We start from the raw sequence: 24,355 nt of genomic DNA on the forward strand, positions 1-24,355 counted from the left end.
CTCTAGAGCAGACCGGCGATTTCCATGGCTTTGTCGATCTCGCGACGGGTTTCCTCAGTCACCGGTGTCAGTGGCAAGCGGACATCTTCGCGGCAAAGCCCCAGTCTGGACAGGCCGTATTTGGCGCAGGCTGCGGGTGGCTCGAGGAACATCGCGGAGTGGAGAGGCAACAGGCGGTCCTGATACTCCCGGGCAAGTTCGAGGTTTTCAGCAAGTGATGCGCTCTGGAACTCGGCACAAAGGCCTGGAGCCACGTTGGCGGTCACTGAAATGCACCCGTGCCCGCCATGGGCGTTGAAACCCAGTGCAGCGGCGTCCTCAGCACTGAACTGCATGAAAGCCTTGCCGCAAAGTGCCCTTTGCTTGCTGACCCGCTCCATGCTGCCGGTGGCATCCTTCACGCCGATAATCCGCGGCCAGCGTGCCATCTCGGCCATGGTTTCCGGCAATATGTCGATCACACACCGTCCCGGAATATTGTAGAGGATGATCGGGATCGCGCTGTTGTCGTGGAGAACCTTGTAGTGGCTGAGCAGGCCTGCCTGGTTGGGCTTGTTGTAATAGGGCGTCACGACCAGCGCCGCATCTGCGCCAACGGCTTCAGCGTGCTGAAGCATGTCGAGGGATTGCGCCGTTGCGTTGGAGCCAGTCCCGGCAACAACCGGAATGCGGCCGGCCACAAGATCGACGACCCGCTTGATGACGTCCTTATGCTCGATCTTGGAGACAGTCGGGCTTTCGCCCGTCGTCCCGACAGCAACCAGCCCGTCGCTGCCCTGGGCAATGTGCCACTCAACGAGACGTTCCAGCGCTTCGATGTCAACGCTTCCGTCCCTGAACGGTGTGACAAGGGCGGGAATGGATCCCTTGAGTTCGAGCATTTGGCGTCCTCCCGGATCCGCGCTGTCTGAAAGCACGGTCCCATCTCCATCGATAGTCATTCCAGATCGATGTGCCACCAAAAACCCGTCACTGGCAACCTGCCCCGTCCCTCATGAACATCTTACTGCATCATGATCCGCGATCAGGCAGCCAAAAACTCCAGGCGATCATCGAACCGCGCAGGTGTTATTTCCAGAATTTCGGCCGTAACGACACCTTCAGCAACGAAAGGGTCTTCGGCAACAAATCCTTCAAGTTTTTCCATGCTAGCGCCGTGCGCTATAATCCCACCGCCGCGGTTCGGCTGCAGGCTGCCGACCATCAGGAAATATCCTTGCTCGAACCCGCGTTGGATCCAGGCCTTGTGGCCTTCCATGAGTTCGCCTGCCCGGGATTTGTCAGCAAAGGTGAGTGTCACGACAAACATGTCATTCTCCATTTAGGTTTTTACGAAAGGCAAAGGCGAGTTACTGGATCTTGTTCTGCTGTGTCCCGGCAATGACGCCGTCCAGCCAGCGCAGGATTTTCGAGACTTCACGCTCGACATAGGCCTTGTCCTTGAATGCCTGGGCGAGTGTCGCGACACCCTGGCTCCAGCCAAGGACATGCATGGCATTGTCCCGCGAATTCTCACCGCAGCCGATTTCGCGAAACTGTGTTTCAAGCCAGTCGCCGAACAGGGCCATGATCTCGTTGGCCTTGCCCCGTGAGGGATGATCGATCTTTGCCAGCTCCGTCGTCAGCGTACCGACGGGACAGCCGTAAGCCATGATCTTCGTCTGGTTGACGATGACGATCCGGATAAAACACTCAATCCGTTTCCGTGCTTCATCCGCCGTCTCGTCCCATTTGGCGAGCAGCTCTTTTCGATCCGACAAACGCTTGTCGATCACGGCATCGAGGATCTCGTCCTTGGTCTTGAAATGATAATAGAAGTTGCCGCGCGAGATTTTCACCGCTGCAGCAATGTCCGCGAAGGACGTCTGCGTAAAACCTTGGGCATAGAAAAGGCTGTCCGCCGCATCCACGATCTGACGCCGTGTCTCGCCTGCCGCAACCATATCCATCTCCCTTCGTGTTTCCGCACCATTCATTAGGACAAATGACCTATCGACGAGTTAGGACGACCGTCCGAATAAGTCAAGTGAAGTTCATCAGGAAAACACGGATGCCGCCCGAGACAGGCAGTGCGGCGCTGCTGCGAAGGGCCATTTCAAGCTGACGCGAAACGATTTTAGCTTCCCTCACATCAATGTGAACTCTGGTTGCTGCAACTCCTGACACACCCTGTCAGTAGCTGTTTTTTAGGATGGGTTTCGACGGTCACACCTGATCTGCAGGAAGGCAAAACGCAAAACTTCCATCACTCTCAACGACTTGGTGACTTTCCGCATCCGATCCAATCAATTGAAGATCAATCTCAACAATGTTCCTTTTTATCAACAACGCGCAACCAAGTGCCTTGATCGCGCATTTGTGCACAGGACCGGTGCAATTTCCGACATTGGAATGCCCCGTTCGCTGCCTACCTAGAAGTCGCTTGGTGGCAGACACAGGTCCGGCTGGAGGCACAGCAGCCGGTTCCCGCGTGGAGGGATTGAAATGACATTGCTGGATGAGCGGACGCATGAAGCGCCCCTTTCCGCCGTTACCGACCTGTTCGATCGGGTCAGGGCACAGACACTTGCTCTCGCCGCCCCCCTCAGTCCGGAGGACATGGGGCTGCAATCCATGGAGGATGCCAGCCCGCCCAAGTGGCACATGGCACATACCACTTGGTTCTTCGAAGAATTCATCCTGAAGCCTTCGCTACCTGGCTATCAGCCACGCGATGATCGTTTCGCCGTGCTCTTCAATTCGTACTACGTACAAGCCGGCCCGAGGCATACCCGGTCGAGACGGGGCCTGCTTTCGCGGCCCAGCGCCACCGACGTGCTTGACTACCGCTCACATGTCGAAGACGCCCTGCGTGAAGGAGTTGCCCGAAACGCCTTTTCGCTCGAACAGGACAAGCTTGAAGAGCTGATTACCCTCGGCTGTCATCATGAGATGCAGCATCAGGAACTGCTGGTCACCGATCTCCTCCATGCGTTTTCCTTCAATCCGCTGCTGCCCGCCTATGTCGAACCAAAACCGGCACCGGTCAGCGCGGTTAAAACCGCCGAATGGGTTTCCTACGACGGTGGTCTTCTCGAAATCGGCCACGACGGGACCGGCTTTGCGTATGACTGCGAAGGGCCACGTCACAAGGTCTGGCTGGAGCCCTATCGTCTTGCGGATCGTCCCGTAACAAACGGCGAGTGGATCGCCTTCATGGAAGATGGTGGTTACTCAACCCAAACGCTCTGGCTGATGGAAGGCTGGGCCGTGCGAGAGAAGAACGGTTGGGACAGCCCCCTCTACTGGTGGCAGCAGGACGGTCAATGGTGGACCTATACCTTGCAGGGACCACGACCGGTTGATCTTGCGGCACCGGTTGTCCACGTCAGTTACTATGAAGCGGAAGCCTTTGCCCGCTGGGCAGGTCGCCGGTTGCCGACGGAAGCAGAGTGGGAAGCCGCTGCAGAGCCGACCCCGATCGAAGGCAATTTCCTGGAAAGCGGAGCCTTTCAGCCTGTTGGCCGCAGGCCCGGCCTTTGGGGTGATGTCTGGCAATGGACCAGCAGCGCTTTCAGCCCCTATCCGGGCTTCAGACCACCCGAGGGGGCCATTGGCGAATACAATGGCAAGTTCATGGTCAACCAGATGGTGCTGCGCGGCGGGTCCTGCGCGACCCCGAAGGAACAGTTGCGGTCGTCCTACCGCACCTTCTTCTATCCACACCAACGCTGGCAGATGCTCGGCCTGAGGCTGGCGGGAGATCAATGATGACCAAGCATGTTTCTCCCGAGAACCAAACGGACGAGAACCAGTCGGATATGTTTCGCGACGACATCCTCTCCGGTCTACTCAAGGATCAGAAGGCGATCAGCAGCAAATGGCTCTACGACGATGTCGGGTCACATCTGTTCGAAGCGATCACCGAACTGGATGCCTATTACCCGACCCGAACGGAGATCTCGATCCTCGCCCAGAATGCCAGGAAATATCGCCGTCTACCGGGCGCACGCGGAGCGATGGTCGAACTGGGCAGCGGGTCCAGCCGCAAGACAGACCTGTTGCTGAATGCCTTTCCGGACCTGTCCGTCTACATGCCGATCGACATTTCAGCCAATCACCTGAAAGCTGCTGCCGAACGGGTGCGCCGCGCATACCCGTCATTGGCGGTAATACCGGTTGCTGCCGATTTCACACAGCCCTTCGGACAACTGCCGTTGCTGCCCGAGTTGCCAGTGCTGATCTTCTTTCCCGGTTCCACGATCGGCAACTTCGAAAAAACCGAGGCAGCGGCACTCCTGGCGAACATTCGCTCAGCCATGCCGGAGGCCAGCTTGGTTATCGGTGTGGACCGGCCAAAGGATGCAAAAGTCCTGCAGGAAGCCTATGACGATCCGGCCGGGATCACAGCAGCCTTCAACCAGAACCTTTTGCAGCGGATCAACAGGGAACTGGATGGCGATTTCGACCTCGCCGCCTTCGCACACAAAGCCATCTGGAACGAGGGCGAAAGCCGTATCGAGATGCATCTGGAAAGCCTGGGTCAGCAGCAGGTCTCCATCGCCGGGGAAACCGTCGCATTCGCAAAGGGCGAGACAATCCACACGGAAAACTCGCACAAATACAGCGAGGAAGCGTTCGAAGGCATCGCCCGCGAAGGCGGATGGCAGATCACGGACGTCGACAGCGACGAGAACAAATGGTTCTCGGTCTATACGTTGCAGGCTGCTTAAGCCCTTCTACTTGGGTCACCTAACAGATGCGGGTGAGGCAAAGTTTCAAGGCCTCACCCGCCACTTACTCAATGGTTCAGCCTGAAGCTTATTCGATCTGTGCGATGAATCCGGCCAGCACCCTGTTGAACCGGTCCGGATACTCCCAGAACATCATATGGCCACCAAAGGCCTGCACCGAGCTGTTGGGCGTATGGACGGCAAGGTAGGCCTTGGCACTGTCGGACCAGTGATCGGCGATCACGAAGGCCGACGGCAGCTTCGCATCGACCTCCTTGGCCGTCTCCAGGTAATTGCTGAAATTTCCGGCCGCCAGATAAGCCGCGGCCACGAATGGTGGCGACTTGGTCGACTGGTCAACAATCCAGCGGGACAGTTCCGGCGTGTAGTCCTGTTCGATCATGACCTCGTCGGCATACCAGTTGATGACGTTGCGTTGGCCTTCAGCTGACTGAATGCCGCTGTAAAGTTCCGCAATTTCCGCGACGCTTCCCTCAGCCCAGTCGCCGTCATTGCCGGTTAGCGGTGTCGGCGAAAGATCGATGCACATATGGGCGGACGCAGCATCCACAGACCTTGTCTTGATGAATTCCCAAGTGGTCAGGCAACCGAATGACCACCCCACCAGCACCGGCTTTTCGACCTTGAGATGATCAAGCAACTTTGCAAGGTCCGCCCCCTGGGTAACGTAGTTATTGCCTTCCAGTGTCAGCGTCGAGCGGCCGTGGCTTCGAGGATCGAAGGTGATGACCCGGTGGTCTTTCGCAAAGGCTTCGATCTGATGTTCGAAAACCTGTGTGGTGAAGGTCCAACCGGGAACAAACACGATCGGAAGTCCCGATCCGTGATCCTCGTAATAGAGATCGACCCCGGGCTCGACTTCAAAGAAGTCACCGGCAATTGCCGGAGCTGCCATTGCAAGTGTCAACAGCACCGACCGGGCACATGTGGCCAAAGTTCTCGATGTGTAGTCAGTCATGTCTCTCTCCCCTTATGGTCACAGGAAAAGCGCAATGCCCCCAATGGATTATATCATTAACAAAACCTTAACGTGTATTAAATTTTCAAAAATCAATTTATGCGTGTATTTTTATCAGTGACGTTTTGAGCAGGTTCCGAGAACCGTCATCACCGCGCCAAACCGCTTGGACAGGGACATTTTACTGCCTTGCGAGTGCGGGCAGGACGGGCAAAACCGTAGGGATTTCCGGTAGAAAGGGAGGGATCGTTTTCAACGCGAAACATTTGTTTCACAAATTGACAATGTAAAAAACAAATGGAACAGTAACCGAATGGAAACCATTTCGTCGCCCCATCTTCGCACCGCAATTTCGGCCAATTATGCCGACCTGAGCGATGCATTGCGTACGGCAGCGGATTACATTGCGGAAAACCAGGTGGAAATCGCCACCCGCAGCCTGAGGTCGGTCGCATCTGCCAGTGGTGTTTCGCCGGCGAGCTACACCCGACTTGCAAGGGCACTGGGTTTTTCTGATTACGAAGCGTTGCGCGAACAGGCCCGGAACGAGTTGAGCCACCGTGGGCGAGACACGTTTCAGGACAAGGCCAGGAAGCTGCGCTCGGATGCCGACCTGCCTTTGCTGCCACGCCAGGTCTCCGCTTGCATCGACAACATCAAGGCACTGGTGGACGACATTGACCCGGCCGTTCTGGATGCTGCCGTCGACCGGCTAAGCCAGTCCCGCAAGATCATCCTGATAGGCGCCCTCGCCTCAGCAGGTTTTACCGACTATTTCGCCTATCTGGCCAAGTGGTTCGATGACAGGTGGGTCGTTGCCGGGCGCAATGGAGCCACTCTGGGCAGCACGCTTGCCGGCATTACATCGGCCGACACGGTCATCGTCCTATCCAAGCACCCTTATGCCCACCGTTCGGTACGCGCGGCAAAAGTGGCGGCAGGAAATGGTGCACAGGTGATCGTCCTGACCGACAGCCACGCCTTTCCAGGGTTGCAATTCGCGAATTACCACTTCATACAACGCACTGAAAGTCCACACTTTTTTTCGTCTTACGCAGCCACGCTTGTGCTTATCGAAACCATTACAGGCATGCTGGTTGCGCGGGCCGGAGCCGAGGCGGAAGCCCGGATCCAGGAGGTCGACAGACACAATCGTCTGCTCGACGAATTTGAAAACGTCTAGCGTGGATCGCCATGCCGGACACAAGAATTCAAACAAAGGGAAGCCAAGTCAAATGATGATGAAACTGAACCTTGCGGGCGCCGTCATGGCGACCAGCATCGCATTCACCGGCGCAGCCTCTGCAGAGCAATTCATCACCATCGGCACTGGTGGTGTGACTGGCGTTTACTATCCGACCGGCGGAGCCATTTGCCGGCTCGTCAACAAGGGCCGCAAGGACCATGGCATTCGTTGCTCCGTGGAATCCACCGGCGGGTCCGTCTACAACATCAACACGGTGCGTGAAGGCGAACTGGAGTTTGGTGTTGCCCAGTCCGATTGGCAGTATCACGCTTACAACGGCACCTCGCAGTTCGAGGAAAAAGGCCCGTTCGAAGACCTGCGAGCCGTCTTCTCCGTGCACCCCGAGCCGTTCACCGTCGTTGCCCGCGCCGATAGCGGCGTCACGTCCTTCGAGGACCTGAAAGGCAAGCGGGTCAACATCGGCAACCCGGGTTCCGGTCAGCGCGGCACCATGGAAGTTCTGATGGAAGCGATGGGCTGGTCCACGGATGACTTCGCGCAGGCGACCGAGCTGAAGGCTGCAGAACAGTCTGCCGCCCTCTGCGACAACCAGATCGATGCCATGGTTTACACGGTCGGCCACCCGTCCGGTTCCATTCAGGAAGCAACCACGGCGTGCGATTCCAAACTCGTGAACGTTGACGGCCCGGTTGTCGGAAAGCTGATCGAAGACAACAGCTACTACCGCAAGGCCACTATCCCGGGCGGCATGTATCGCGGCAATGACGAAGACGTCACCACCTTCGGTGTCGGCGCGACCTTCATCACGTCCGCCAAGGTGGACGATGAAGTCGTCTACACGCTGGTCAAGTCAGTGTTCGAGAACTTCGATGCCTTCAAGAAGCTGCATCCTGCCTTTGCCAACCTGAAGCCGGAAGAAATGGTGAAGGACGGCCTGTCCGCACCGCTTCATCCGGGTGCTGCGAAGTACTACCAGGAACAGGGCTGGATCAACTAATCCTTGCCAACATTTCGGGTCCGGACCATGTCCGGGCCCGTTTCTCTGCTGCGGCCCATTGAACGACACTTTGGCCAAGGCATTTCTTGAATGAATTAACAGATGCCACGGGCTGCGTGGCTGTCGGGTGCCAGCCGAGCGCAATGCCGACGTTGCGCTTCAGCCGGAAGACCGGGGGAACTTCATGTCTGAACAGAACCAGCCGAACGGACGGGACCAACGACAGGGACTATCCGAAGAAGAACTTCAGGAACTCGTCGCCTCCTCCGATTCCGGGTCCAGGAACCCTGCCGGGTCCGTCGGGATGATGATCGCCACCGTGGCCCTGATCTGGTCCTGCTTCCAGGTTTTGCTCGCCTCCCCCATCGTCTATTACGTCCTGCCGTCGGACATCATCAACAACAGCCGACAGGTGCATCTGGCGTTTGCGATGTTCCTGGCATTCATGGCCTACCCCGCACTGTCGAGCAGTCCGAGACACCGCGTCCCGATCCAGGACTGGGCCCTGGCGTTTTTCGGCGCCTTCATTTCGCTTTACGGCTTCTTCTTCTACGACAAGATCGTTGCCAACGGCGGTTTGGCCGACGACACCGACAAGTGGTTCGCCCTTGCAGGTATCGTGGTCCTGTTTGAAGCCGCGCGCCGGGCACTCGGCCCGGCCATGGCCATCGTCGCAACCGTATTCCTGCTCTACGTCTTCTTCGGCTCCTCAGAATGGGTCCCGGAGGTCATCCGCTGGAAGGGCGCTTCGCTGCAAAAGGCGATGAGCCACATGTGGATCACGTCGGAGGGTGTCTTCGGTATCGCGCTCGGTGTCTCCACCAAGTTCGTCTTCCTGTTCGTGCTCTTTGGCGCCTTGCTGGACAAGGCGGGTGCGGGCAACTACTTCATCAAGATGGCCTTCGGCGCGCTCGGTCACCTGAAAGGTGGCCCGGCCAAGGCAGCCGTTGTCGGCTCTGCAGCCACCGGCCTCATCTCCGGCTCGTCCATCGCAAACGTCGTTACCACGGGCACATTCACCATTCCGCTGATGAAGCGCGTCGGCTTTACCTCTGAACAAGCGGGATCGGTCGAGGTCGCATCCTCCGTGAACGGCCAAATCATGCCGCCGGTGATGGGCGCCGCCGCCTTTCTGATGGTCGAATATGTCGGCATTTCCTATGTCGACGTGATCACTCACGCCTTTCTACCGGCCGTGATTTCCTACATCGCGCTGGTCTATATCGTGCACCTTGAAGCCGTTAAGCGGAACATGCCAACCATCGGGCACAAGACCGTTTCAACCCTGCGCACGATCATCGGCATGTTCGTGTTTTTCGCGGCCTTTGCCGCTCTTTGCTATGGTGTGCAATACCCGGTCGGCTGGGTTGTCGCCCTGGTACCGGAAGGCGCGTCGTGGATCCTCGCGCTACTGGTTTTCCTTGCCTATATCGCTCTGTTGAAACTGGCCGCCAGCGTCGATGACCTTCATCCGGACGATCCCAACGCGAAGGAAATCACGCTTCCGGATATTTCCCAGATCTACAAGGCTGGTCTCTACTACCTGCTTCCGATCGTCGTGCTCGTCTACTTCCTGATGATCGAGCAGAAGTCACCGGGCCTTTCAGCCTTCTGGGCAACGGCTCTGCTCTTCGCGATCCTTTTGACCCAGCGTCCGATCAAGGCGATCTTCCGGGGCGAGAACGAGACAGTTGAAGCCTTCAAGGAGGGCGTCAACGACCTCGTCCACGGCATGATCGACGGTGCCCGCAACATGATCGGCATCGGCCTTGCGACCGCAACAGCCGGCATCATCGTCGGCACGGTCACCCTGACCGGCATCGGCCAGGTGATGGCAGATCTCGTCGAGTTCGTATCCGGTGGCAATCTGGTGCTGATGCTGGTGTTCGTCGGCGTCCTGTCGCTGATACTTGGCATGGGTCTGCCGACAACGGCGAACTACATCGTGGTGTCTTCACTGATGGCCGGGGTCGTGGTCGAACTCGGCGCGCAATCCGGACTGATAGTTCCGCTCATTGCCGTGCACCTGTTCGTCTTCTATTTCGGCATCATGGCGGACGTAACGCCACCCGTGGGTCTAGCCTCCTTTGCCGCGGCGGCGGTGTCAGGAGGCGATGCCATAAAGACCGGGTTCACGGCATTCTTCTATTCTCTGCGGACGGTCGCCCTGCCCTTCGTCTTCATCTTCAACACCGATCTTCTCCTGATCGACGTCACGGTGACCCAGGGCATACTCGTCTTCATCATGGCGACGATAGCCATCCTTGTGTTTACCGCAGGCACCATGGGCTATTTCCTGACCAAGAACAGGATCTACGAAAGTGTTGCCCTGGTGCTGGTCGCCTTCGTGCTGTTCCGTCCGGATTTCTTCATGAACCGGATCCAACCTCCGTTCGAGATCGTCTCGCCGGACCGTTTCGTCCAGGCAGTTGGTGATGCACCTGCAGGCAGCGAGATCCGTCTGGTGCTGAGTGGTCCGGATTTCGACACCGGCAACACGATGGAAACGCGCATTGCGATCACGCCCGGAAGCGAAGACGGGGGCGAAGCCAGATTGCAGGCGCTTGGCCTGACGACCCTCGAAGAAGACGGTGTTCTGAAGCTGGAGGAACCCTTCCCGGGGACGCCCTATTTCGAACAGCTCGGAACGTTCGACTTCTACGGCGACGAACCCGTGGTCGTTAAAGAAGCTCGCCTCGAGGCGGATCAGTTGCCGAAGGAGCTGATCTATATTCCGGGGCTTCTGCTTCTGGCCCTTGTCTTCATGCTCCAGCGCGCCCGCGCAGGCCGGACCAACCGTGAAGAAGGAGTAGCGGCATGACGAAATCCATCTTGTGCGCCGTCGACGTCCAGCAGGTCGACGACACCAAGGTTCTGGAAACGGCCGACAAGCTCGCCCGTCTGGACGGTGCCCAGCTCGATGTGATCACGGTCGTCCCGAGCGCCGGTATCAATCTTGTCGCTTCCTATTTCGACGAGAACTTCCAGGGTCAGATGGTGGCGGAAACCCAGAAAAAGCTGGTCGAGAAGGTTTCAAGCGTCCTCGGGGCGGAAAGAAACAGCGAAATCCGGCATCTGGTCGCCACCGGCTCCATTTACGAGGAAATCCTGGAAGTCGCGAAAAAGACCGGGGCAGACCTCATTGTCATTGGCGCCCACCAGCCGCATCTGAGCGAATTCCTGCTCGGACCAAACGCAGCGCGGGTCGTCCGTCATTCGAAATGTTCGGTCTATGTGGTGAGGAACTGACGCCTCAGTCGGCTTCCAGCAGCGCGGATTTCAATCGCTCGGCCTCCGTGCCGAGCGGCCGCATGTTTGGCCAGGCGATGTAATAGCCCATTCCCGTCTTGAGCGTAGCACCTTCCAGCGGCACGAGCCTTCCCGAAGAAATCTCTTCCCGCAACAATGGCAAGGCGCCAAGCGCAATACCGAGCCCCTTCAAGGCCCGCCCTATAGACTGATTGTAGCTTGCACATGACTGAACAGGCCAATCTTTCAGATCCAATCTCCCTGTCCGCTGGATCCAGCCTGTCCAATCGATCCAGTTCGGAGCAAGACGCGGGTAGTTGAGAAGCGCCGGCTGTTTACCGCCACCTCCTGACCGCAGGGCGTCAATAATCTCCGGCATCCCGACAGGTGTCAGGACCTCCTGAAACAACAATTCCGACTGCCAGCCCGCAAACCGGCCGTCTCCGTGCAGGATGACAAGGTCGTGCTCTGGTTTGAGCAGGTCTCCCAGATCGTCTGCTGTTGCCAGATTGAACAGGCAGGCTTCGTCTGACAGTGCAAATTCCTTGAGCTTAGGCTGGAGCCAGAAGGCAGCAAGTGCCGTCACAGACGCAATCCGCACGACAGGCCTCTCCGGCACTTTCAGTGCGCTCAGCGCCTGCGTCAGATAATCCAGCGTCATGCCGGTCTTCTCGGCAAGATATGTTCCTGCTTCTGTCGGCAGAAGCCTGCGACCGGACCGCTCGAACAGATCGACGCCCAGCCAGTCTTCCAGCTGCCGAATGCGTTTGGAAACGGCGGCCTGGGTCACGAAGAGTTCTTCGGCAGCCTCTGTAAAGTTCAAATGACGCATGGCGGCTTCAAAGAAGACCAATGTGTCGAGCGGCGGGAGTGATTTTCGATAGGCTCGCATTACTGCAGGTTATCCAATGACCCGATTTTTTCCAGTCTTTTAAAGAATCGAAGCTCGCCCGATATTCCATCCAGTTGAACTGGAGACGATGACAAATGGCGGAACTGGACTGGCACGCGGAGCGCAGCGACCTTCAGGGACTGGCGCAGCTTGACCGCGCACCCGAGGTGGAAGGGATCGATCTGGTGGCCGTGCGCACATACCGGCAGCAGCGTGTGCGGCAAAAGATGGCTGAATATGGTGTTGATGCGGTAATCCTCTCCGACCCGGTCAACATCCGCTATGCGACCGGCACGCGGAACATGCAGGTTTTTTCCATGCGCAATGCCCCGTCGCGCTACCTGCTGCTGACCCAGAACCGCTCCATTCTATTTGAGTTCACCGGCTGTCTTCATCTTGGAGAGGGCTATGAAACCGTCGACGAGGTCCGCCCCTCTAAAACCGCGAGCTTCGTCGCTGCCGGTCCTCATATTGCAGAGCGCGAACGCGCATGGGCGGCGGAGATGGCGGATACCATTCATGAGCTGACAGGCTTGAAGGACGCCACGGTGGGGCTGGAACGGCTTAATGCGGGAACAACCATCGCGCTGAAAGAAGCCGGACTCAACGTGGTCGACGCGCAGCAACCCGTGGAGATGGCGCGCGCGATCAAATCGCCGGAAGAAATGAAATGCGTGATTGCTTCGTTGCGCGCGACGGAAATAGGCGTCGGCAAGCTGCGTGAAGCAATTCGCCCGGGGCTTACCGAAGCCGAACTCTGGTCAGTGCTGCACAAGTCGATCATCGCGCAGAACGGCGACTATGTCGAAACGAGGCTGCTGAATGCTGGCGCGCGCACCAATCCATGGTTCCAGGAAACATCTGACAACGTCATCGGCGCGAACGAGCTGATAGCCCTCGATACGGATGTTGTCGGCTGCCACGGTTATTATGCCGACTTTTCACGCACCTTCCACTCCGGCCCGGACCGGCCGACGGACACCCAGCGCGAACTTTACAAGGTCGCCTACGAACAGGTTCACTACAACATGGGCATTCTGAAGCCCGGAATGAGCTTCCGGGAATATGCCGACCGGGCGTGGAACATCCCCGACCGCTACTATGCCAACCGCTACTACCTGTCTGCCCATGGCTGCGGCATGACCGGCGAATACCCCTACCTCTATCACCATGGCGACTTTCCGGACGCCGGTTATGACGGTGTCGTGGAACCGGGCATGACACTGTGTGTCGAAAGCTACATTGGCGAGGATGGTGCCAAGGAAGGCGTCAAGCTGGAGCAGCAGGTCCTGATCACCGAAACCGGCATCGAGACACTGTCGATGTTTCCGTTCGAGGCACATCTGCTGACCTGATGAGCAGCTCAGCTCCGGAGCGCCAGGACAAGGGCAAACAAACCGACGAAAACGAGGCTGGCTGCCCAGACCCTGTCCAGGTTGAACCACGCCTTTTGCAGGAACCGCAGGCCCAGCCAGAAATAGACGCCGATGGCCAGCAGGCCACCGGCAAGCGCCATGGCGAGCGTGTGGACCGCGGCCACGAGCAACGCCATCCTCAAATCTGCCCCCATGAGAGTACCGGCCGCCGCGTGGCCGGCCTCCTGCTCCATTGCGCAGATACCCAGGTAGATAGGCACCAGCATGAGCCCTGCCCCATGAGCGATCGCCACCAGAAAGGACCAGAGGCCAAGCTTCGCCGGTGAAATACGGGCCAGAAAGCGCGGATGGCGATCAGCGATCAGCAGGTACAGCCCCATGCCGATCACCAGACAGGCGGCGCCAATGCGGATTTCCTGTTCCAGGGAAACCAGCGTGATCATTGCCGAAAAAGGCAAGAGAATAACCAGCATTGCCGCCAGATGCCCGACCGCCAGCAGCAACAACGCACGCGGCAGGGCCAACGCGCGTTGTTCCATCAAGGCAGCAGACACCGCCAGCGGCCAACCCATGCCCGGGTTCACGCCGTGATAGAGACCAGACGCAATGACGGCCCACCAGAGAGCCGACAAACTTGCCTCTTCCAAAACCTAGACCGACGGGAAGCAGAAACTGTCGGTAGAGCAGTCCCCGCCTTCAAGCCGGATCTGGTGCGACCTGTAGCCCGCCGGGAATTCGACCCAGAAATCCGGATCGAGCGTCAGTCCGCCACCGGCTCCAACACGAGCCATCACCATCGCGGCGCCGCGCTCGCCCGGATAGAACTGTTCGTCCCAGGTGGAATAAAGCGAGTTGGTCCAATAGACGCGCTGACCATCCCGGCTGATTTCGACCATTTGCGGTCCGTAACCGAAATCCTTGCCGTTCGGGTGTTTCGTCTTCTTCACGATCCCGCCGATCTCGACCTTGCCGGCGAGCGTCGGGTTCATTGGGTCGGAGACATCATACTGATGCATTTCACCGGTGCCCCAGCATGCGACATAGAGATATTTGTCATCGAGACTCAGGTCGATGTCGGTCACCAGCGGTGGAACTGCGGAAAACCCCTTCAGCATTTCAGGCAGGTCTGCGGGATCGGCCGGCTGCGGGTCGATGGTGATGGTCTTCCTGGCTTCAAACGTGCCATCGTCTTTGCGCCACCAGGTGAAGATCGCCCCTTGCAGGTTGGTCGTGTCGACGACAACGCCACAAAAGCCGTATTGTTTGGCGGGATCGTGGGCAGGGCGAACCTCGAGCGCCATCTGGTGGTTTTCACCCAGATCGATGGTCTGGATGTTCTTTCGCCCGCGCAGATCCCAGAAATGCAGGCTGTGGCCGTATTTGTTGGACAGAAGGTCTTCTGCAACGAGACCGTTCTCGAACTGCGGCGGCAGTCCCCACTCCGACGACACCATGTAGTCGCGCGGCAGGTTCCACCAGAAATCATAGTGTTTGTCCTGGATGCCACGATCCATTTCATATCGGCCGAGAATGTCGAAAGTCTCGCAGTCCATGATAAAGATGCCCGGAGGTCCGTCGGTGCCATCCGCACCGCCTCCCCCAAGGGTCGAGACATAGATGCCTTCCGGCCCGCAATGGATGGTGTGCGGGCGGGAATAGCCTGTCTTGGCGAAGACTTCTTCCGGTTCGATGATCTTGTGAATTTTCGCTTGAAGCGGCTCTTTCACGTCAACGACGTAGATGCGCGACGACCGGATGCCCGGGATGATCAGGTAACGGCGCTCGAGAAAGGCATGCCCTGTCAGCGGCGACAGCGCCGAGGAACAGGCGTTCCACCCGAAATGGTGGAATTCGTCTCCCTTGTTCGGCATGAAGACGGTATGCACGATCTTGCCGTAGTCAGGACTTTGCGGATCGACATTGACGACAGCCAGACCATCGGGTTGAGAGAAATCTGGACTGAGCATCAAGGTGAAAGCCAGCTTCTCAACCGGCGCTTCCATAGCCATGCGCGGCGTCGGATAAAAACTCGGATCGGGCCTTAAATTCATGTCGTCCTCCCTAAACGTGATGACATTCAAGACGGGATGTCCGCATTCCTTTTCTTGTTGTTACCGACCTCCCGACTTCGTCTCCTATGCTGCTTGTCCTGCAATTTGCAGCCGGGCCGCGCCAATGATCACGGTGCCGACCATTGGCATTTCCAAATGCGACTTTAGTACAATGCCTGAAATACGATCAGGGGTCGATGACGAAAACGCATCCTAACTTTGACGAAGAAGAAAGAACAGAAAACCTCTAAACTGGAACTTATCGCGACCCGGTTTCAACCAGGTCCGATTTTGCGCAATAATATGCCTCAGGGCAAAAATCGACCCTAGGCAATCCTGCCATTGCCGCCTATTTAATCGTAAGATTGCGATGGATCGAACCAACCCTGGCTCCGATCCACGCCCTCCTTTACTGCCCGACCCGTTCCGGAGACCCTTTCACATGAGTGACCTGACCTACACCCCGCCTAAAGTCTGGACCTGGGAACAGCCGAGCGGCGGCCAGTTCGCCAATATCAACCGGCCGATTTCCGGTTCAACCCACGAAAAGGACCGGCCTGTCGGCAAGCATCCGCTTCAGCTTTATTCTCTGGCGACCCCGAACGGCGTCAAGGTAACGGTGATGCTCGAGGAATTGCTCGCACTCGGTCACAAGGGCGCTGAATATGATGCCTGGCTGATCAAGATCAACGAAGGCGATCAATTCTCCAGTGGTTTCGTGGAAGCCAATCCCAATTCCAAGATCCCGGCCCTTGTCGACCACTCGACCGAGACCCCGACGCGCGTGTTCGAATCCGGTTCCATTCTGCTGTATCTGGCCGAGAAATTCGGTGAATTCCTGCCCAAGGATCCGGCGAAACGCACCGAAACGCTGAACTGGCTGTTCTGGCAGATGGGATCCGCCCCTTATCTTGGCGGCGGCTTCGGCCATTTCTACGCCTATGCGCCGGAAAAGTACCAATACCCCATCGATCGCTTCGCAATGGAAGCCAAGCGTCAGCTTGACGTCCTCGACAAGGCGCTGGCTGATCGCCCTTACATCGCCGGTGACGACTACACCATCGCCGACATGGCGATCTTCCCCTGGTATGGCGGAATGGTTCTTGGCCGCGCCTATGACGCGGCGGAATTCCTCTCCGTTCACGAATACAAGAATCTCCTGGCCTGGGCCCAGAAGATCGATGCTCGCCCGGCGGTTGTTCGCGGGCGCAAGGTGAACCGGACCTGGGGAGAAGATCACGAGCAGCTTCCGGAGCGTCATGATGCCGCGGATCTGGACGCAAAAGCCGCTCTGGACCCTGCTGCAGAATAAATTTTCGTCCGGCAGCGGCTCTTTCCCCAGGAACCGCTGCCGGGGTTTTACGCACGACCAGTCTTTGGTCATTTTGCCTTGATATGTGTATAGGGCCGGGAAAATTTACTAATTCCGGGCCCTATTTGAGTATTCCGACTGCCGAATGCCCTCGCCCACAGTTTCCGATACCCCTATTTTGTAAATCCCGTGAAATTTATATCGCGCTGCTCTCACTGTGCAGTGCGGTAATACCCTCCAAATTCAATCGCAAGACACCTTGTCATAAGTAATATTTTCGTTTCTAAATTCGCAGCACGTTTGTGAGGGACAGGACGCACGGGGGGAGTTTGTTAGCCAATCCGGCCAACTTGCCCTTACCTGAGGCCAATTCCTCGACACTTGCTGGAGAGACGTATGCCAGAAGCCCTAAAGATCGGCACACCAAAGGAAACCTTCCCCGGGGAGAACCGTGTGGCGATGACACCCGAATCCGCAAAGCAGCTGCAGAAGCTTGGCTTCTCCTGCCTTGTGCAAAGCGGAGCCGGGACCGCCGCCGGATTTTCCGACCAGGCTTATGAAGAAGCCGGCGTTGAAATCGTCAAGACTGCCGCAAGTCTTTGGAAGAAATCGGACATCGTAACCAAGGTCCGGCAGCCCGATGACAAGGAATTGGGCTATCTGACAAAGGACAAGACCCTGATTTCCTTCTTCAACCCCGGTGGGAACACCGACGGGCTGGAAAAGGCGAAGGAATCGGGCGCCAGCGTCATTGCCATGGAGATGGTGCCGCGTATCTCGCGTGCCCAGAAGATGGATGCTCTCAGCTCCATGGCCAACATCGCCGGATATCGCGCCGTTATCGAGGCGGGCAACAATTTCGGACGCTTCTTCACCGGCCAGATCACTGCTGCTGGCAAGGTACCGCCTGCGAAGGTCTTGGTCGTGGGAGCAGGCGTCGCGGGTCTGGCGGCCATCGGCACATCCACGTCGCTCGGCGCGATCACCTATGCATTCGACGTGCGCCCGGAAGTGGCCGAGCAGGTCGAATCGATGGGCGCTGAATTCGTTTATCTGGATTTTGAAGAAGACCAGCAGGACGGCGCTGCGACCGGCGGTTATGCCAGCGTTTCCTCACCAGAGTTCCGCGAAGCCCAGCTTGCAAAATTCCGGGAACTGGCTCCGGAGATGGACATTGTCATCACTACGGCACTGATCCCGAACAGGGACGCACCGAAGCTGTGGCTGGAAGACATGGTCAAGGCCATGAAGCCGGGCTCGGTCATCGTCGATCTTGCCGCCGAACGCGGCGGCAACGCGGAAGGAACGGTCAAGGACGAGAAGGTCGTCACCGAGAATGGTGTCACGATCATCGGCTATACCGACTTCCCCTCGCGCATGGCGGCTCAATCGTCCACGCTTTATGCCACCAACATCCGCCATATGCTGACCGACCTGACGCCCGAGAAGGATGGTCAGATCGTTCACAACATGGAAGACGACGTCATCCGTGGCGCGACCGTGACCCATGAAGGCGAGATCACCTTCCCGCCGCCGCCGCCCAAGGTGCAGGCAATCGCGGCGAAATCGAAGGAAAAGCCGAAGGAACTGACGGCGGAAGAAAAGCGTGCGCAGGAAACTGCCGCCTTCAAGGCGCAGACCAAGCAGCAGGTGACCCTGCTGGCGGTTGGTGGCCTGCTTCTGCTGCTGGTGGGCCTCATCGCCCCGGCCAGCTTCATGCAGCATTTCATCGTTTTCGTGCTCTCGGTATTCGTCGGTTTCCAGGTGATCTGGAACGTCAGTCACTCGCTGCACACGCCGCTGATGGCTGTCACCAACGCCATTTCGTCGATCATCATTCTCGGTGCGCTGATGCAGATCGGATCCGGATCGTTCCTGGTCATCCTGCTGGCAGGCCTGTCCGTCTTCATGGCCGGGATCAACATCTTCGGCGGATTCCTCGTCACCCGGCGCATGCTCGCCATGTTCCAGAAATCCTAAGGAGGCCGGCAGATGGAATTCGGTTTCACGACCGCCGTTTACGTTGTTGCGGCTGTTCTGTTCATCCTGTCTCTGGGAGGCCTTTCCGGCCAGGAAAGCGCCAAGCGCGCCATCTGGTACGGTATCGCCGGCATGGGACTGGCCGTTGTTGCCACCCTGATCGGTCCGGGCTCCGGCCTGTGGCTCCTGTCCCTGATCCTGATCGCTGCCGGCGGCATCATCGGTTATTTCGTGGCGCAGCGCGTCCAGATGACCGAAATGCCTCAGCTGGTCGCCGCCATGCACTCGCTCGTGGGTCTGGCCGCCGTCTTCGTCGGCTACAATGCCTATATCGAGCTCGGCAACGTGCTGGCGATGGGCGAGGAAGAACGCAATGCGCTTGAGGGCTTCGCCGCCATCCTGGCGCACAAGACCCCGATCGAACAGTCGATCCTGAAGGTTGAAGTGTTCCTTGGCGTCTTCATCGGTGCCGTCACCTTCACCGGCTCTGTCGTCGCTTTCGGCAAGCTGGCCGGCAAGCTGACCTCCAAGGCGGAAAAACTGCCTGGTGGCCACATGCTGAACGCAGGTGCGGCCGCACTCAGCGTCATCTTGTTGCTGATGTTCCTGAACGGGGCCGGCATCTGGACGCTGGTTCTGATGACGCTGCTGGCGTTCTTCATCGGTTACCACCTGATCATGGGCATCGGCGGCGCCGACATGCCCGTTGTGGTGTCGATGCTGAACTCCTATTCGGGCTGGGCCGCGGCCGCCATCGGCTTCTCGCTTGGCAACGATCTGCTGATCGTCGTCGGCGCGCTCGTCGGTTCTTCCGGTGCGATCCTGTCCTACATCATGTGCAAGGCGATGAACCGCTCGTTCGTCTCCGTTATCCTCGGCGGCTTCGGCAACACCACCGGTCCGGCCATGGAAGTGGAAGGCGAACAGATCGCCATCGACAGCGACGGTGTTGTTGCGGCGCTTGAAGATGCCGACAGCGTCATCATCGTTCCGGGCTATGGCATGGCAGTTGCCCAGGCACAGCAATCGGTCAGCGAACTGACCAAGCGCCTGCGCTCCAAGGGCAAGGAAGTGCGCTTCGCGATCCATCCGGTCGCAGGTCGTCTTCCCGGCCACATGAACGTGCTCCTGGCCGAAGCCAAGGTGCCGTATGACATCGTTCTGGAAATGGACGAGATCAACGAGGACTTCCCGTCAACGGATGTCGTGATCGTCATTGGTTCCAACGACATCGTCAATCCGGCTGCCCAGGAAGACCCGAACTCGCCTATCGCCGGCATGCCGGTTCTGGAAGTCTGGAAAGCGAAGCAGGTCTTCGTTTCCAAGCGCGGCCAGGGCACCGGTTACTCCGGCATCGAGAACCCGCTGTTCTACAAGGAGAACACGCGCATGTTCTACGGCGACGCCAAGGCCAGCCTCGACAAGCTGCTGACCCAGATCGGCTAAGTCTGAGTAACGAGATATCGAGAAGCCGTCCCGGGAGACCGGGGCGGCTTTTTTGATGGCAGAACCACGCCTCCTCCACCGTCATTCCGGACAAGCGCAACACAAGTTGCGCGCCGATCCGGAACCCAGATATCAGCGTAAGCGCAGCGAACACCGTTGCTCTTCAATTTCGGTTCGGTGTGCCGTTGGCACGAATATCTCTGGATTCCGGATCGGCGTTCGGCTTCGCCTTACTTGTCCGGAATGACGGCCCCAAAAAACAAAGGCCACCTGAATATCACCAGGTGGCCTTTGTGTTGTTTCTAAAAGAAGTGCCCTATCCGCGAAGCCGGGCGCCGTCCTTGTCGAAATAGAACGACTTGCCTTCCGCGATGCCGAAGCTCAACTCAGCACCCGGCTTGATGTCGTGCTGGCCGAAGAGCCGTGCAGTGATCTGCTGGTCTTGCACCTTCGCGATCACGTTGGTGTCGCCGCCGAGCTGTTCCACATGCTGCACAGACGCTTTCAGTTGCCCCTGGTCGCTCAGGAACAGGTCTTCCGGGCGCACTCCCAACGTGCGGGCATCGCCTTCACTGACCAGGCTTGCGGGCATGAAATTCATGGCCGGCGAACCGAGGAACCCTGCCACGAACTGGTTGACCGGATTGTTGTAAAGCTCCATCGGGCTGCCGATCTGCTCGACGCGGCCAGCGCGCAGGACCACGATCTTGTCGGCCAGCGTCATGGCTTCGGACTGGTCGTGGGTCACATAGATCATTGAGGTCTTGAGCTGCTGGTGCAGGTTGGCGATCTCCAGCCTTGTGTTCATGCGCAGCGCTGCATCAAGGTTCGACAGTGGTTCGTCGAACAGAAACAGTTTCGGATGGCGCACGATGGCCCGGCCGATCGCGACACGCTGGCGCTGGCCACCGGAGAGTTCCGACGGATAGCGGTCGAGATAGTCCTCCAGGTTCAGCATGCGGGTTGCCTCGGCAACGCGCTGGTCGATCACCTGCTTGCTCTGCTTTTCCTGCTTGAGCGCCAGTGTCATGTTGTTGCGCACGTTCAAATGCGGATAAAGCGCATAGCTCTGGAACACCATGGCAATGCCGCGTTTGGACGGCGGCGTCGTGTTCACGATCTCCCCGCCGATGCTGACCTCGCCGGAGGAGACGTCTTCAAGACCTGCAATCACCCGCAACAAGGTGGACTTGCCACACCCTGACGGTCCGACGAAGACGACAAATTCGCCGTCTTCCACTTCGAGATTGATGTCCCTCAGGACATGGACGTTGCCGAACGACTTGTTGACGTTGGTCAGGGTTAGCGCCGTCATGGCGTTAGCTCCTTTAGCATGACTGAGTGACCGGTGCGGATGCTCTCGTCGGCGGCAAGGCAAATTGCCAGCGACCGGACGGCATCCAGCATGTGCCTGTTGAGATCGATGTTTTCCGAAATCGCACGAAGCATGAAATCCTGCTCGGCGTTGCAAAGTTCCTGATGGCCGGGTTCACCCGGCAGATCGATGCGCCGGTCACCTTCCGGTCGATGGACCAGAAGCCCGCCGACCCTGGTGTGGCCGTCAACATCGGCCGATGCGCCCTTGTCGTCCTCGACTATCGAAACGGAGCCTGCGGGCGAAACGACATCCTTCACGAAGAAGGCGGTCTCGGACATCATCGGCCCCCACCCGGCTTCGTACCAGCCGACCGAGCCATCGTCGAAGAAGACCTGAAACTGGCCATAGTTGTACATGTCCGGGCCGATTTCGTCGGAAAGCCGCAGCCCCATACCGTGCACCTTTACGGGTTCGGCGTCGGTAATCTGGCACCAGACATCGACATAATGCACACCGCAATCGACGATGGGAGCAGTCGTCTGCATCAAGGCCTTGTGGGTTTCCCACTCCGCTCCCGAGCTCTGCTGATTGAGGTTCATGCGGAAGACATATGGTCCGCCGAGCCCCCGCGCCTCCTCAATCAGCCGTACCCAGGACGGATGATGCCGCAGGATATAGCCGACCGCGAGTTTGCGGCCGGTTTCCCCGGCGCAAGCGACCACCCGTTTTGCATCGGCCACGGTTGTCGCCAGCGGTTTTTCGACAAATACATGAGCGCCTGCCTGCATCGCCGCAACCGCATAATCCGCATGGGTGTCGGAATAGGTGGAGATCACCACCAGGTCAGGTTTGGTCGTGTCCAGCGCCTGCTCGTAATCCGTGAACACCGGATAGCCGGCAAGATCCGGATGGGTCACCCGTCCGGAACGGTTGACGAGACCGACGATCTCGGCGTCCGCATGTTTGTGGTGAGCCAGGGCGTGGGAAAGTCCCATGTTGCCAAGGCCGACGATCAGAGCCCGGATCATTTGACAGCTCCCGAGGTAATGCCGCGAATGAGCTGGCGTGAGAAAATGACGTAAAGAACGAGCACCGGCAGGATCGCCATCGAAAGCGCGGACAGGACCGCGTTCCAGTCGGTAACGAACTGGCCGATGAACACCTGACTGCCAAGGGTCAGGGTCTTGGTTTCTTCAGCAGGCGCCAGGATCAGCGGGAACCACAGATCATTCCAGATCGGGATCATGTTGAAGACGGCGACCGTCGCCATCGCCGGGCGCACGAGCGGCAGCACAAGGCGGAAGAAGATCGTGTATTCCGAGAGCCCGTCGATACGTCCGGCGTTCTTCAGGTCATCTGACACCTGCCGCATGAATTCGCTCAGGATAAAGACAGCCAGCGGCAGCCCCTGCGCCGTATAGACCAGGATCAGCGCCATCAGCGAGTTGACCAGACCGGTGGCAACCATCATTTCCAGAATGGCCACGGTGCCGATCCGGATCGGGATCATGATACCGAGTGCCAGATAAAGGCCCATCAGCATGTTGCCCTTGAAGCGGTATTCGCTCAGGGCAAAGGCCGCCATCGCCCCGAACAGCAGGATGAAGGTCAAGGACACCACAGTGACAATCATGGAGTTCTGGAAGTAGAGGAAAAAATCCCCCTGCTTCATGACCGTCTGGTAGCCGATCATCGAGAAGCTTTCGGCATCCGGAAGCGCCAGCGGTTCCCTGAAGATCGCCTTGCGGGTCTTGAAGCTGTTGACCAGGATCACGAAGACCGGGAACAGCGCAATCAACGTGTAGAGGATCAGGGCGCCATGCATGGCGGCGGTGTTGAGCGGGTTGGTACGCGCCTTGTTCATGTGACGACCTCCCTTACAGCTGATATCTGCGCATCCGGGTCTGGATGCCGAAGAGGTAGAGACAGACGCCGATCAGGATGATCGCGAACATGGCGCTTGCGATTGCCGAGCCCATGTAGGGATCGCCCAGCTGAAGCTGGAATCCGAAGAACGTGCGGTACATGAAGGTGCCGAGAATATCGGTCGAGAAGTCCGGCCCGGCCAGCGCCCCCTGTGCCGTGTAGATCAGGTCGAAGGCGTTGAAATTGCCGACGAAGGTCAGGATCGAAATGATGCCGATGGACGGCAGGATCAGCGGCAGCTTAATCTTCCAGAAGGCCGACATGCCGGTGATGCCGTCAATTTCGCCAGCTTCCAGTATCTCTTCGGGAATGGACAGCAGCGCGGCATAGATGAGCATCATCGGGATGCCCACGAACTGCCAGACCGAAATGAGCGACAACGTGGTCAGTGCGTACTCTTCCTTGCCGAGCCAGGGCGCGAACAGGAACTTCAGACCGACGGCATCCAGCATGGACGGAGCAATGCCCCAGATCGGCGACAGGATCAGTTTCCAGGCGAAACCGACAATCACGAAGGACAGAATTGTGGGAATGAAGATCGCCGAGCGGTAGAAGGCCGCAAACCGCAGTCGCGGATGGCTGAGGATGGCCGCCAGGGCGATGCCGATAGGGTTCTGAACCAGCATATGAATGATGAAGAACCAGAAATTGTTCCCCAGCGCGTTCCAGAACTGATCCGACCAGAGTGGATCGCCAAGAAGCGTGGTGAAATTCTGCAGCCCCACGAAGACGCGCTCCTGGTCAATCTTGCTGTAGAGGGCAAGACGAAGCGTGTTGAAGAGGGGAAAGATCATCACGGCCGTGTAAACAAGGACCGCTGGGGCCAGGAACACGACGATATGCCAGCGGAAGCGAGGCCTGCTCATAAAAAGCTCCGGTCAAATGCCCCGGGCAGGCAGTAGCCTGCCCG

General features: G+C 58.1%; 21 protein-coding genes. 10 read left to right on the plus strand and 11 right to left on the minus strand.

Translation table 11 applies throughout. The features are described from left to right. Positions 1-2: 2 nt before the first annotated feature. The 3 genes from dapA to Q666_RS53875 form a co-directional block, all read right to left on the minus strand. On the minus strand, positions 3-881 hold the full coding sequence (gene dapA / locus Q666_RS53865; RefSeq protein WP_023000218.1) for a 4-hydroxy-tetrahydrodipicolinate synthase: 879 nt from the start codon (positions 879-881) through the stop codon (positions 3-5). 143 nt (positions 882-1,024) lie between these two features. Beyond that, the gene (locus Q666_RS53870; RefSeq protein ID WP_031269027.1) at positions 1,025-1,309 is read right to left on the minus strand and encodes a YciI family protein; all 285 of its coding nucleotides are present in this window, start codon (positions 1,307-1,309) and stop codon (positions 1,025-1,027) included. Between the two features lie 40 nt (positions 1,310-1,349). Further along, positions 1,350-1,943: a TetR/AcrR family transcriptional regulator gene (locus tag Q666_RS53875; protein WP_031269028.1), complete on the minus strand. Its 594-nt coding sequence runs from the start codon at positions 1,941-1,943 to the stop codon at positions 1,350-1,352. A gap of 541 nt (positions 1,944-2,484) precedes the next feature. On the opposite strand from Q666_RS53875, the gene egtB reads away from it, so the two are divergent. After that, positions 2,485-3,750: an ergothioneine biosynthesis protein EgtB gene (egtB, locus tag Q666_RS53880; protein ID WP_023000221.1), complete on the plus strand. Its 1,266-nt coding sequence runs from the start codon at positions 2,485-2,487 to the stop codon at positions 3,748-3,750. Beyond that, positions 3,750-4,712 carry an L-histidine N(alpha)-methyltransferase gene (egtD, locus tag Q666_RS53885; protein ID WP_031269029.1) on the plus strand — a complete coding sequence of 321 codons (963 nt, stop codon included), beginning with the start codon at positions 3,750-3,752 and terminating at the stop codon, positions 4,710-4,712. The genes egtB and egtD overlap by 1 nt, the downstream gene beginning before the upstream one ends. 88 nt (positions 4,713-4,800) lie before the next feature. Here the strand turns inward: egtD and Q666_RS53890 are convergent, their stop codons facing one another. Then, positions 4,801-5,691, minus strand: coding sequence for an alpha/beta hydrolase (locus tag Q666_RS53890; protein ID WP_077290300.1), 891 nt, complete (start codon positions 5,689-5,691; stop codon positions 4,801-4,803). A gap of 313 nt (positions 5,692-6,004) precedes the next feature. Between Q666_RS53890 and Q666_RS53895 the strand changes: the two genes are divergently transcribed. The 4 genes from Q666_RS53895 to Q666_RS53910 all read left to right on the plus strand — a co-directional run bounded on the left by Q666_RS53895 (position 6,005) and on the right by Q666_RS53910 (position 11,144). Beyond that, positions 6,005-6,874, plus strand: a complete 870-nt coding sequence (locus Q666_RS53895; protein WP_023000224.1) for a MurR/RpiR family transcriptional regulator — start codon at positions 6,005-6,007, stop codon at positions 6,872-6,874. Positions 6,875-6,926: 52 nt separating this feature from the next. Beyond that, on the plus strand, positions 6,927-7,895 hold the full coding sequence (locus Q666_RS53900; RefSeq protein WP_023000225.1) for a TAXI family TRAP transporter solute-binding subunit: 969 nt from the start codon (positions 6,927-6,929) through the stop codon (positions 7,893-7,895). A gap of 184 nt (positions 7,896-8,079) precedes the next feature. Next, positions 8,080-10,716, plus strand: coding sequence for a TRAP transporter permease (locus Q666_RS53905; protein ID WP_031269031.1), 2,637 nt, complete (start codon positions 8,080-8,082; stop codon positions 10,714-10,716). Beyond that, a complete protein-coding gene (locus tag Q666_RS53910) occupies positions 10,713-11,144 on the plus strand; it encodes a universal stress protein (RefSeq protein ID WP_023000227.1) in 432 nt (143 codons plus the stop codon). Before Q666_RS53905 ends, Q666_RS53910 begins: the two co-directional genes overlap by 4 nt. A gap of 4 nt (positions 11,145-11,148) precedes the next feature. Here the strand turns inward: Q666_RS53910 and Q666_RS53915 are convergent, their stop codons facing one another. Continuing rightward, the gene (locus Q666_RS53915) at positions 11,149-12,036 is read right to left on the minus strand and encodes a LysR family transcriptional regulator (RefSeq protein ID WP_023014573.1); all 888 of its coding nucleotides are present in this window, start codon (positions 12,034-12,036) and stop codon (positions 11,149-11,151) included. Positions 12,037-12,131: 95 nt separating this feature from the next. On the opposite strand from Q666_RS53915, the gene Q666_RS53920 reads away from it, so the two are divergent. Further along, positions 12,132-13,391, plus strand: coding sequence for a Xaa-Pro peptidase family protein (locus Q666_RS53920; protein WP_023000229.1), 1,260 nt, complete (start codon positions 12,132-12,134; stop codon positions 13,389-13,391). Between the two features lie 8 nt (positions 13,392-13,399). On the opposite strand, the gene Q666_RS53925 is transcribed toward Q666_RS53920, so the two are convergent. Both Q666_RS53925 and Q666_RS53930 read right to left on the minus strand, forming a co-directional pair. Further along, positions 13,400-13,984 carry a hypothetical protein gene (locus Q666_RS53925; RefSeq protein ID WP_286133769.1) on the minus strand — a complete coding sequence of 195 codons (585 nt, stop codon included), beginning with the start codon at positions 13,982-13,984 and terminating at the stop codon, positions 13,400-13,402. Positions 13,985-14,062: 78 nt separating this feature from the next. Then, positions 14,063-15,463, minus strand: a complete 1,401-nt coding sequence (locus Q666_RS53930) for a selenium-binding protein SBP56-related protein (RefSeq protein WP_031269032.1) — start codon at positions 15,461-15,463, stop codon at positions 14,063-14,065. A 442-nt stretch (positions 15,464-15,905) separates the two neighbouring features. Between Q666_RS53930 and yghU the strand changes: the two genes are divergently transcribed. From yghU to Q666_RS53945, 3 genes are all read left to right on the plus strand, one after another. Beyond that, complete coding sequence (yghU, locus tag Q666_RS53935) at positions 15,906-16,775, plus strand: glutathione-dependent disulfide-bond oxidoreductase (protein WP_023000232.1); 870 nt, start codon at positions 15,906-15,908, stop codon at positions 16,773-16,775. Between the two features lie 396 nt (positions 16,776-17,171). After that, positions 17,172-18,755, plus strand: a complete 1,584-nt coding sequence (locus Q666_RS53940) for a Re/Si-specific NAD(P)(+) transhydrogenase subunit alpha (protein WP_023000233.1) — start codon at positions 17,172-17,174, stop codon at positions 18,753-18,755. Between the two features lie 12 nt (positions 18,756-18,767). Further along, complete coding sequence (locus tag Q666_RS53945; RefSeq protein WP_023000234.1) at positions 18,768-20,201, plus strand: NAD(P)(+) transhydrogenase (Re/Si-specific) subunit beta; 1,434 nt, start codon at positions 18,768-18,770, stop codon at positions 20,199-20,201. Between the two features lie 316 nt (positions 20,202-20,517). Here the strand turns inward: Q666_RS53945 and Q666_RS53950 are convergent, their stop codons facing one another. Genes Q666_RS53950 through Q666_RS53965 form a run of 4 tightly spaced genes read right to left on the minus strand, consistent with a single transcriptional unit; the run spans position 20,518 to position 24,311 of the window. Then, positions 20,518-21,516 carry an ABC transporter ATP-binding protein gene (locus Q666_RS53950; RefSeq protein ID WP_023000235.1) on the minus strand — a complete coding sequence of 333 codons (999 nt, stop codon included), beginning with the start codon at positions 21,514-21,516 and terminating at the stop codon, positions 20,518-20,520. Further along, positions 21,513-22,547 (minus strand): Gfo/Idh/MocA family oxidoreductase, encoded by a 1,035-nt coding sequence (locus Q666_RS53955; RefSeq protein WP_023000236.1) that lies wholly within the window; start codon positions 22,545-22,547, stop codon positions 21,513-21,515. The genes Q666_RS53950 and Q666_RS53955 overlap by 4 nt, the downstream gene beginning before the upstream one ends. Continuing rightward, entirely contained in the window at positions 22,544-23,383 is an 840-nt protein-coding gene (locus Q666_RS53960) for a carbohydrate ABC transporter permease (protein ID WP_023000237.1), read from the minus strand. Before Q666_RS53960 ends, Q666_RS53955 begins: the two co-directional genes overlap by 4 nt. Positions 23,384-23,396: 13 nt before the next feature. Continuing rightward, positions 23,397-24,311: a sugar ABC transporter permease gene (locus Q666_RS53965; RefSeq protein WP_023000238.1), complete on the minus strand. Its 915-nt coding sequence runs from the start codon at positions 24,309-24,311 to the stop codon at positions 23,397-23,399. Positions 24,312-24,355 lie beyond the last annotated feature (44 nt).

This window comes from Labrenzia sp. C1B70, from assembly GCF_000475395.1.
Classification (GTDB): domain Bacteria; phylum Pseudomonadota; class Alphaproteobacteria; order Rhizobiales; family Stappiaceae; genus Roseibium; species Roseibium algicola.